The organism is Streptomyces sp. MK37H, from assembly GCF_018035285.1.
In the GTDB taxonomy this organism is placed as follows: Bacteria; Actinomycetota; Actinomycetes; order Streptomycetales; family Streptomycetaceae; genus Streptomyces; species Streptomyces endocoffeicus.
In genome coordinates, this window is record NZ_JAAAYH010000344.1 from 1 (window position 1) to 9,706 (window position 9,706).

General features: G+C 71.9%; 9 protein-coding genes. 5 read left to right on the forward strand and 4 right to left on the reverse strand.

Annotated elements, in window-relative coordinates; translation table 11 throughout:
• A partial coding sequence (locus GWI24_RS33430) for a TetR family transcriptional regulator (RefSeq protein ID WP_210949804.1) occupies positions 1-620 on the reverse strand: 620 nt, incomplete at its 3' end.
• Positions 621-1,081: 461 nt separating this feature from the next.
• On the opposite strand from GWI24_RS33430, the gene GWI24_RS33435 reads away from it, so the two are divergent.
• The 4 genes from GWI24_RS33435 (at position 1,082) to GWI24_RS33450 (ending at position 6,348) form a co-directional block, all read left to right on the forward strand.
• Entirely contained in the window at positions 1,082-1,966 is an 885-nt protein-coding gene (locus GWI24_RS33435; RefSeq protein ID WP_210949805.1) for a VOC family protein, read from the forward strand.
• A 230-nt stretch (positions 1,967-2,196) separates the two neighbouring features.
• Positions 2,197-4,860: a serine/threonine-protein kinase gene (locus tag GWI24_RS33440; RefSeq protein ID WP_210949806.1), complete on the forward strand. Its 2,664-nt coding sequence runs from the start codon at positions 2,197-2,199 to the stop codon at positions 4,858-4,860.
• Between the two features lie 235 nt (positions 4,861-5,095).
• A complete protein-coding gene (locus GWI24_RS33445) occupies positions 5,096-5,665 on the forward strand; it encodes a hypothetical protein (RefSeq protein WP_210949807.1) in 570 nt (189 codons plus the stop codon).
• A gap of 134 nt (positions 5,666-5,799) precedes the next feature.
• A complete protein-coding gene (locus GWI24_RS33450; protein ID WP_247617215.1) occupies positions 5,800-6,348 on the forward strand; it encodes a PT domain-containing protein in 549 nt (182 codons plus the stop codon).
• Between the two features lie 32 nt (positions 6,349-6,380).
• Here GWI24_RS33450 and GWI24_RS33455 read toward each other — a convergent pair whose 3' ends face one another.
• The 3 genes from GWI24_RS33455 to GWI24_RS33465 are packed head-to-tail and all read right to left on the reverse strand — an operon-like array spanning position 6,381 to position 8,805.
• Positions 6,381-7,148: an enoyl-CoA hydratase/isomerase family protein gene (locus tag GWI24_RS33455; RefSeq protein WP_210949809.1), complete on the reverse strand. Its 768-nt coding sequence runs from the start codon at positions 7,146-7,148 to the stop codon at positions 6,381-6,383.
• Positions 7,145-7,630, reverse strand: coding sequence for a Zn-ribbon domain-containing OB-fold protein (locus tag GWI24_RS33460; RefSeq protein ID WP_210949810.1), 486 nt, complete (start codon positions 7,628-7,630; stop codon positions 7,145-7,147). The genes GWI24_RS33455 and GWI24_RS33460 overlap by 4 nt, the downstream gene beginning before the upstream one ends.
• A gap of 8 nt (positions 7,631-7,638) precedes the next feature.
• Positions 7,639-8,805, reverse strand: a complete 1,167-nt coding sequence (locus tag GWI24_RS33465) for a lipid-transfer protein (protein WP_210949811.1) — start codon at positions 8,803-8,805, stop codon at positions 7,639-7,641.
• Between the two features lie 116 nt (positions 8,806-8,921).
• Between GWI24_RS33465 and GWI24_RS33470 the strand changes: the two genes are divergently transcribed.
• On the forward strand, positions 8,922-9,706 hold a 785-nt coding region (locus tag GWI24_RS33470), incomplete at its 3' end, for an AMP-binding protein (RefSeq protein ID WP_210949812.1).

Below are 9,706 nucleotides of genomic sequence, written 5' to 3' on the forward strand. Positions count from 1 at the left end.
CCGAGGTGGACGAGCCAGGTCAGGCTCGGCCTGAGGTCGGCCTGCTTGACGCCCCAGCTCTGGAAGCCCTTCTGGTGCGCCGCGACCGCCGCCAGCATGGCGACCAGCGAGCCCGCGATGGCCCCAGGGTTGAGGTTCGCGTCGATCCGGCCCTTGGCCTGCTGCTCCTTGACGGCGTCCGTCAGGGAGTTGGTGACGGAATTGAGGATCTTCATGCGGATCTTGTAGAACCGCTTGTCACCCTCGGCGGCGCCCAGATCGACGACCCTCAGGATGGCGTCGTGTTTGCGCCAGAAGGAGAGGAACCCCTCGACCAGGTCCTCCGCCGCGGTCGCCCCCGACTTGCCGGCCCATGAGCGGTCGGCGACCAGATCGGTGAGGTTCGCGCCCTCCTGCGCCATCTCCTCGGCGAGCTCGAGGACCGCGCCCTCCACATCGGGGAAGTACTGGTAGAACGTCGCAGGCGAGGTCCCTGCCTTACGTGCGACATCGATGACCTTGACGTCTCGATACGGGGAGGTGCTGAGCATCTCGCCGAGGCAGTCGAGCAGCTTCTGCCGCGTCGCCTGCCCACGACGACCGGCCACCCGCCCGTCGACTGTGCGTACTTGTCCTGTCATGCCGTCAGCTTACCGAGGGGTGATCGGAGCGCGATTCGGCTGCGTGCAAATGGGGTTAGGGCGGGATGAGCGGGTTTGCGAACCTCGCTGAGCAGGCTGGAATGGCTGATTCCGACCCCTGTCCACAGTCGTCAAGCCCTCAATCGCCGCTCACCCACACGCGTGAATCGTGTTATCAACAGCCTGTGGATAACAATGGTGGATGACGCGGTCGGATCCGTCTTCGAGCCAAAAGGATTGGCCAAATATTTCGAGTTCCGGGGCGAGCAGACCGGGCGATCCCCCGTTAGCGTGGCAAGTGAGGTGAACGAACCAAGCGGTTCCAAACACGTGCCAAGCATCTCCAAACGGGCTGTGAGCAAGCTCCGAGGTGAGCGGGCTCCAAGGTGAGCAGGCTCCGCGGTGAGCGGGCTCCGAAGCGAGCAAGTCCGAGGACCGAGGGACGCGGGAGGATCCGGGCCATGGCGGCATTCGCGGAAGGCGTGCCCTGCTGGGCGGATGTGCTGCTGTCCGACCTCGCGGCGGGCCGGCGATTCTACGGTGAGCTCTTCGGCTGGACCTTCCAGGAGATCGCCACCGACTACGGCACGTTCACCCGGGCCCTCCTCGGCGGTAAGGACGTCGCGGGGCTGGTGCCCAAGCCGGACGGGCGAATGCCCACCGTCTGGAACATCTACTTCGCCGCCCAGGACGCCGCCGCGACCGCCGTACGGATCCGCGAGGCCGGTGGCCGGGTGATCACCCCGCCGGTGTGGATCGACGAGTTCTGTGTCATGGCGACGGCCGCCGACCCGGGCGGCGCCGTCTTCGGAATCTGGCAGGCGGGCAGGCACACCGGCTTCGCGCGGCGCGGCACGCCCGGTTCGTACGGGTGGACCGAGGTCCACACGCGTCAGCCGCGCGCCGTGGACGCCTTCTACCGGGCGGTCTTCGGCTACGGGATGACGCCCTCCGCCTCGCCGTCCTCCGCGGAGCCTCCCGCACCGCCGTCCGCGGCCCCCTCCACGCCGCCCTCCAAGCCGCGCCCAGGCGCGTCCCCCGCGCCGCCCTCCGCCGAGGGCGCACCGGCCGACGTGGTCCTGTGGACGCCGCGCGGAGAGCCCCCGGACGCCCGTCACGCGATCGGCGGACGCGTCGTGATGGGTGAGGAGTACCCGGCCGTTCTGCCCGCCCACTTCCTGACGTACTTTGTGGTGGCGGATTGCGATCAGGCGCTGCGCACGGCCCACAGGCTGGGCGGGCGGGTTCTCAAGACCGCCGAAGATACGCCGTACGGGCGTTTCGCGGTCCTTGCGGACAATCAGGGCGCGGCCTTCGCCGTCATCGACACCTCGACGGCGGGCTGAACCCGGGGCGAATAACTGGGCGATACGGGCCTGCGGGCACTTGGATGGTCCCCGGTCGAACCGGACGGGCCCCGGCTCCGTATCGCCCGATGACACGACGATTCGCCCCCGGGTTCGCAACCGCCGCCTTCGCCAGAGAGAATGCAGGATGCGTGCCGCCGGTTGGTTTGTCGGTGAGACGCTGCACGGGGCTGTATTTTTTCAAGCCCCCACGGGGAGGTGGCAGGCAAGTGGTGGAGCAGCTGACGCAGCACGATCCGAGGCGGATCGGCCCTTTCGAGGTGCTCGGACGTCTCGGCGCGGGCGGCATGGGGCTGGTCTATCTGGCCCGCTCGGCATCGGGCCGACGGGTCGCGATCAAGACGGTCCGGACCGAGCTCGCCGAGGACCAGCTGTTCCGTGTCCGATTCACCCGTGAGGTGGAGGCGGCCCGCGCGGTCAGCGGCTTCTACACGGCCGCGGTCGTGGACGCCGATCCGCGCGCCGCGGTGCCGTGGCTGGCCACGGCCTATGTGCCGGCGCCCTCCCTCGAGGAAATCGTCAACGAGTGCGGGCCGATGCCGGCCCAGGCGGTGCGCTGGCTGGCGGCCGGGGTCGCCGAGGCGCTGCAGTCCATCCACGGCGCGGGCCTGGTCCACCGGGATCTGAAGCCGTCCAATGTGCTGGTCGTCGAGGACGGCCCGCGCGTGATCGACTTCGGTATCGCCTCCGGCGTCTCGAACACCCGGCTGACGATGACCAACGTCGCGGTCGGCACCCCCGCCTACATGTCCCCCGAACAGGCGCGCGACTCGCGCAGTGTGACGGGCGCGAGCGACATCTTCTCGCTCGGCTCGACCCTGACCTTCGCGGCCACCGGGCACGCGCCCTTCCACGGCGCCAACCCGGTGGAGACCGTGTTCATGCTGCTGCGCGAGGGCCCCGATCTGGCCGGGCTGCCCGATGAGCTGCGGCCGCTGATCGAGTCGTGCATGCAGATGGAGCCCGAGCGGCGGCCGTCCCCGGCCGATCTGCAGTCCCAGCTGGCCCCGCATCTGTTCGCCTCCAACGCCGACGACAGCGGTACGGCCTCGGCCTGGCTGCCGCCCGGCGCCGTCGCGCTCATCGAGCGCAAGCGCAGCGGCCGCAACCAGGTGCGCGGCTCTTCCCGGCCCGCGGCCGGAGGCGGCCGCCCCGGCGGGAACGCGGGGAACGCCGGGAGCGCCGCGAGCGCGGGCAGCCGCCCCTCCGCGCCGCTTCCGCCCGAGCGCCCGCCCACGCCGCCGCCCTCGCACGCCCCCGCCGCGGGAGCCGCCGCGGACGGCCATGGCGGGCGGCACGGCGCCGCCGCAAGCGGGCCCGCCGGTCCGAGCGGCTGGGAGCCCGTGGGCGTGGGCGATCCGCGCGGCGGCCTGCGCGCGCCGGAGGCCGCGAGTCCGCCCAGCGCGCTGGGCTCCATCGGGCCCGGGCGGCACGCCGCCCCGTCCGCCGCCGCCCCGTCCGCCGCCGCGGCGCCCGCTCCGGCGCCCGCCGGGGCCGACGGGTCGGTGCGGCTGCCCGGTTCGCAGGTGCCGATCGGCCCGGGGCTCCGGGCCGCCGACGCGCGGGACCCGCAGGCGCAGCACGGCACCGGGCCCGCCACCGGCTGGGTGCGCCCGCCGGCCGGGGTGACGAGCGGAGGGCTGAACGGGGGCGATGGCACGGCCGCCGTCCCGCCGCCGACCCACTCCCCGTCGGCCGAGCCGCCCGAGCCGCCCGGCGGAGCCGGGCACGGCCGCTGGCGCCCGTGGCGGTTCCGCATGTCCAACGACGTATGGGGCACCCCGGCGGTCGCCGGCGATCTGCTGTATGTGACCTCGTTCGAGGTGCACGCGCTGGACGTGGGCACCGGCCGGCGCCAGTTCAAGACCCGTGACGTGGCATGGGCGATGGCCGTGGCGAACGGCCGGATCCACGCCTCCGACGGCCCCACGCTGTACGCGCTGGACGCGGAGGACGGCGCCGAGCGCTGGCGGCTGTCGACCGACGGCTGGGTCTACTCCCTGAAGGTCGACCGCGGCACGGTCGTCACCGGCACGCGCGGCGGTGGCGTCCAGGCGTGGGAGGCGGCCAACGGCGAACTGCTGTGGGAGATGCAGGGCCTCCAGACCGACTTCGAGACGCCCGAGTCCGGCCCGGCCGTCCACGACGGCACGGTGTATGTGTGGGCGGACGCGCGGCTGCGCGCCCTGGAGGCGCGCACCGGCGCGGAGCGCTGGTCGTACCCGGTGGGCGACGCGGCGTCGTGCGGCGGGGTGCCGCTGCGTCTGCTGGCGGCGCCCGACGGGGTGGTCTACGTCTCGGCGGGGACGCGGGTGCTCGCGCTCGACGTCGCCCGCGGGGATGTGCGGTGGCGTTTCGAGGCGCCCGCCGTCTTCCTGTGCGCCCCCGCGTACGCGCCGGGGCCCGCGGTCACCGGCGGCGGTATCTACATCGCCGACTATCTGGGCACGGTGTACGCGCTGGACGCGGCGAACGGCCGCGACCGCTGGCGCATCGCCACCGAGGCCCGGCAGTCCATTGAGCCGGTGCTGGTGGCCGACGGCTCGGTCCATCTGGGCAGCGGCAGCGCGCTCTACACGCTCGACGCGGTCACCGGCACGCCCAAGTGGCGGTTCGCGGCGGGCGGCGAGGTCATCGGCTCGCCGGTGGTCGCCGACGGCCGGGTCCACTTCGGCTCGGCCGACCACTGCCTCTACACGGTGGACGCGGCGGGTGGACAGCTGCGCTGGAAGCTGGCGACCGGCGGCGAGATCACCGGGTCCCCGGTGGCCGCCGGGGGCGTGGTGTACGCGTGCAGCAAGGACCGCTGCGTCTACGCGCTGGACGCGGTCAAGGGCACGGGCCAGTCCCGCCCGTCGGGCGGCCGGGCCTGACCGATCCCGGGACGGCGCGGCGACGCGGCGAGGCGGTGACGCGACGACGCGACGAGGCGGTGACGCGGCCACGCGGCGAGGCGGTGACGCGGCCACGCGGCGGCGCGCTGGAGGCGGCAGGTCGCAGGCCGTGTCCCTGACAATTGCTGCTACGGTTGCGGGCGTTCATCGACCTCCTGGGAGCCGGGAGGTCGATGGGTAACTCTGCGCGGTATTCGGGGGAACGGGGTCTGTGATGCGGCGTGGTCTACGGCTGGCGGCCGTGCTCACCGTGGTGCTGGTGGCGCTGACCGGGTTCAAGGGGCGTGGTCATGGCCACGGGGGTGGCGGAGGCGGCTGCTCCAGCTCGTCCTCGCACCACTCGTCGGGGTCGGGCTCCGATTCCGGTTCCGGCTCGGGTGGTTACTCCGACTCCGACGACGAGAGCTCCACCACCGGTTCGGACTCCGGCGGTTCGCGCTATCGCGACTACGACGATGACGACTACGGCGACAGCGCCTCCAGCGGCTCCTCGGGCGGCTCGCCGTCGTCCTACGAGCCCCAGACGACGGTCGTCACCTGCGCCGAAAAGGGCAAGGACAAGAGCGGCCGTCCGGCGGCGACCGTGAAGGTGCGCAACCGCTCGGGCACGGCCGAGACCTACCTCGTGGACATGAACTTCCAGGACCGGGACGGCACGACCCTCACCTCCGGCCGCGCCGATGTGCGGGTCCCCGCGGGCAAGTCGAGGACCGTAAGGGTGCCGCTCGACGATCCCTCGGTCGTGGGAACCGTGGTGCGGTGCGAGGTCGTCTCCGTCCTCTGAGAGCCGGGACAGGCGCGCTCACAGGTGACTTTGGGGTAGGAAAACCCGTTGCTAGGGTGGCGTGCACTTGTCAACAGGCTGCATTTGGCTTGAATGTGCCTTTCAACGGGGGTAATACCATGCAACGCCGCTCCATGCGCATATGCGCCGTCGCCCTGGTCGGGCTCATCGCGCTGACCGGCTGCGGAAAGAAGAAGGGCGGAAGCCACGACGGCGGCCTCGGGGGGTTCGTCTCGGGCGGGAGCGGGGGCAACGACAACCCGGCGTCCGGTCCCACCGACCTCCCCAGCGGACTGCCCACCGATCTGCCCAGCGGCGCGCCCTCCGACGTGCCGTCCTACGACGCACCCACGCCCTCCTACACCTACTCCGCGCCGCCCACCTACAACTCGGACGGCACGAACGACATCTCCGCCAGCGGCTGCGACTACGACGAGTCGACCCGTTCGTTCCAGTACACCCTCAACCTCAGGAACCCCGAGACGCAGTCCATGCACTACTCGATCACCATCGAGTGGGAGGACCAGAACGGCGGCAGCCTGCTGGGCTCCGATTACAAGTCCGTCACGGTGGCGTCCGGCAGCAGCCAGACCCTCAGCGCCACCTCCTACCGCACCCTCACCGAGCAGACGTCCTTCACCTGCAAGGTCACCTCGGCGCTCAAGTACCCGAGCTCCACCTGAGGCCCGAGCCGGTCGATCCGAGGCGGACGGTCTCACCGCGTACGGAAGCCGGGCGTGCGGGCCGCGAAGAGCGCGGCCTGGCGTCCCGGCGGCAGGTTGCCCAGCGCGATCAACTGCGGGGCCTGCGCGAGCGCCTGGGCCAGCGCCGCCTCCTTCGCCGCCCATAGCGCCCTTACGGTCCCCTGCACCGCCTCCGTCGGGTACGACGCGATGACCGACGCGGCGCGGATGGCCGCCGTAAGGGCCTCACCGGCCGGAGTCACCTCGCTGACCAGGCCCGTCTCATACGCCCGCCGGGCCGAGAGCCGCTCCGCCGTCCCCATCAGTGCCATCCGCGCGACCTCGCCCATGGGCATCCGCTGCGCCATATAGACGGCCTCATAGGCGCTGACCATCCCATAGCTGGTGTGCGGATCGAAGAAGGCCGCCGTCTCGTCGGCGACGATGAACTCGGCCTCGCCCAGCAGATAGAACGCCCCGCCGCAGGCCATTCCGGCCACCGCCGCGACCACCGGCTTCCACAGGTCGTTGGCCTTGGGCCCGACGGTGCGCAGCGGATCGTCCATCGCGTAGGGCGACGGCGGCTGTGCCACCTCCACCGAGCGGTCGATGCCGGTGCTGAAGGCCCGGCCGCCCGCGCCGGTGAGGACGACGGCCCGGACCGCGTCGTCCCGGCGGAAGCGCCGCCATACGGCGGTGAGTTCCGAGACCGTCTCCAGGTCGATGGCGTTGTGCCGCTCGGGCCGGTCGAGGGTGACGACCGCGACGCCGTCCTCCGCCACCCGTGTGCGGACCGTCATGGCCGCTCCAGCAGCCAGCGCACCACCGTGAGCCCGTCGTCCGTCTCATGGAAGGCGGCCTTCACGGGCGCGCCGATGCGGATCCGCTCCGGCGGGACCGAGTTCAGCGCGGCGTCGGCGGAGGAGACCAGATTGCCCACCAGCCGGATGCGCGGGGCGTCCGCGAGTTCCACGAGAACGACGTTGTACGGCGCCTGGGCCGCGTAGGCGGGCAGCAGCGGGGGATGGGGCAGCACATACGACCAGATCCGGCCACGGCCGCTCATCTTTTTCCACAGGCTCTCGAAGGACTGGCAGTGAGGGCAGCAGGGCCGGGGCGGAAAGCGCGGTTCGCCACAGCCCGCGCAGCACTGGACGCGCAGTTCGCCGCGCGCCGCGTAGGCGAAGAAGGGCGCCCCGTCGTCGTCGGGCACGGGCGCCAGCAGCCCATCGGCCGGGTCGCCCCCGCCACTCGCGGCCGTAGTCGTTTCCGTTTGTGTCATGCCGTCGCTCAACTCCTCAGCAGCAGGGCCGATGTGGGAACCCCCTCACCTGCCGTGACCAGGCAGGTCGTGGCGCCGGGTACCTGGGCGGTGCCGGTGCCGCGCAGCTGTCTGACCCCCTCGGTGATGAGGTTGAAGCCATGGACGTACGCCTCGCTGAGGCCGCCCCCGCCGGTGTTGAGCGGCAGCCGTCCGCCGATCTCCAGCGCGCCCCCCTCGGTGAAGGCGGCGCCCTCGCCGCGGCCGCAGAAGCCGTAGCCCTCCAGGGAGAGCGGGATCAGTGGGGTGAACGCGTCGTAGATCTGCGCGACATCCACGTCCTGCGGCCCGAAGTCGGCGGTTTTCCACAGCCGGCGGGCGGCGGTCCAGGAGGGGCCGGTGAGCGGGTCGTCGTTCCAGTAGTTGACCATTCCGTGGGCTTGCGCGGGCAGCCCCTGGGCGGCGGAGTGGACGTACACGGGCCGGTGCCGGCAGTCGCGCGCCCGCTCGGCCGACACCAGTACACAGGCCAGCGCGCCATCGGTCTCGAGGCAGTTGTCGAAGAGGCAGAGCGGTTCGCTGATCCAGCGCGCGGTCATATACATCTCGCGGGTCAGCGGGCGGTCGTACATCATCGCGGCGGGGTTCTGATTGGCCCGGTTGCGGCAGGCCAGCGCCACATTGAAGAAGTGATCGCGGGTCGCGCCGTACTCATGCATATAGCGCCGGGCCAGCAGCCCGATCTCATCGGCCGGGCGCAGCAGCCCGTACGGCCGGGTCCACTGGGCCGGGGTGGGCAGCTGCACCTGGGTGTTGGTCCAGGGGCGCGGCCCGCTGCCGCGTTTGCGCGACCGCCAGGCCACCCCGACGCTCGCCTGCCCGGTGGCGATCGCGGCCGCCAGATGCGCGACGGTCGCACACGAACCGCCGCCCCCGTAGCCGACCTTGCCGAAGAAGGTCACATCCCCGGCGCCGATGGCCTTGGCGATCTCGACCTCGTCGGTCTCCTCCATGGTGTACGAGGCGAAGCCGTCCACCTCGGACGGGGCGATACCGGCGTCGTCGAGCGCGGCCAGGATCGCCCGGCAGGCCAGGGTCTTCTCGGGCTCGGGGAGGCGTTTGGCGAAGGGGGTCTGCCCGATACCGGCTATCGCCGTCGCGTCCTTCAAGGTCGCCGTCGTCCTTGCCGCCCCCATGGCCGCCTCCGTGGTCGCGTTCACCGGTGCTGACAGCGGGGAAGGCTACCGCTAATCTGACGGGTAGTCAGCTAGTGGGGTCGTCCGTCCCGGGTTCCGGGGAGGGGAGCGGTCCGATGGAACAGATGGAGCAGGGGCACACCATCCCGGCCCTGATCCGGGCGGCGGTCGAGCGGTACGGCCCGGACGAGGCCGTCGTCGAGGGCCGCGCCCGGATCTCGTACGCGGAGCTCGGCGCCCGGATCGAGCGCGCCGCGGCCGCGTGCGTCGCGTCGGGCCTCGAACCGGGCGACCGTGCCGCGATCTGGGCGCCCAACACCACCGACTGGATCGTGGCGGCGCTTGGCGCGGTCACCGCGGGCGGGGTGCTGGTCCCGGTCAACACCCGTTTCAAGGGCGGCGAGGCGGCGTATGCGCTGCGCCGCACCCGGGCCACGCATCTGTTCATCACCGGCACCTTCCTGGGCACGTCGTATGTGGCGTCGCTGCGCCGGGCGGCGGGGGAGGGGCCGGGCCACGGCCCCCTGCCCGGCCTGCCCTATCTGCGGGAGGTCGTGGTCCTCGCCGACAACGGCCCGGAGGACTTCCGCACCTGGAAGGACTTCCTGGCGCTGGGCGACGCCGTGTCACCGGAGGAGGTCCTCTCCCGGGCGCGGGCGGTGCGCCCCGCGGACCCCTCCGACATCACCTTCACCTCCGGCACCACCGGCCACCCCAAGGGCGTGGTGACCACGCACTCCCAGACCGTGCGGGTCTTCGACACCTGGAGCGAGATCACGGGGCTGACGGCGGGCGATCGCTATCTCATCGTGAACCCGTTCTTCCACACCTTCGGCTACAAGGCGGGCATCATCGCCTGTCTGAGCCGTGGTGCCACGATGGTGCCGCAGCCGGTGTTCAG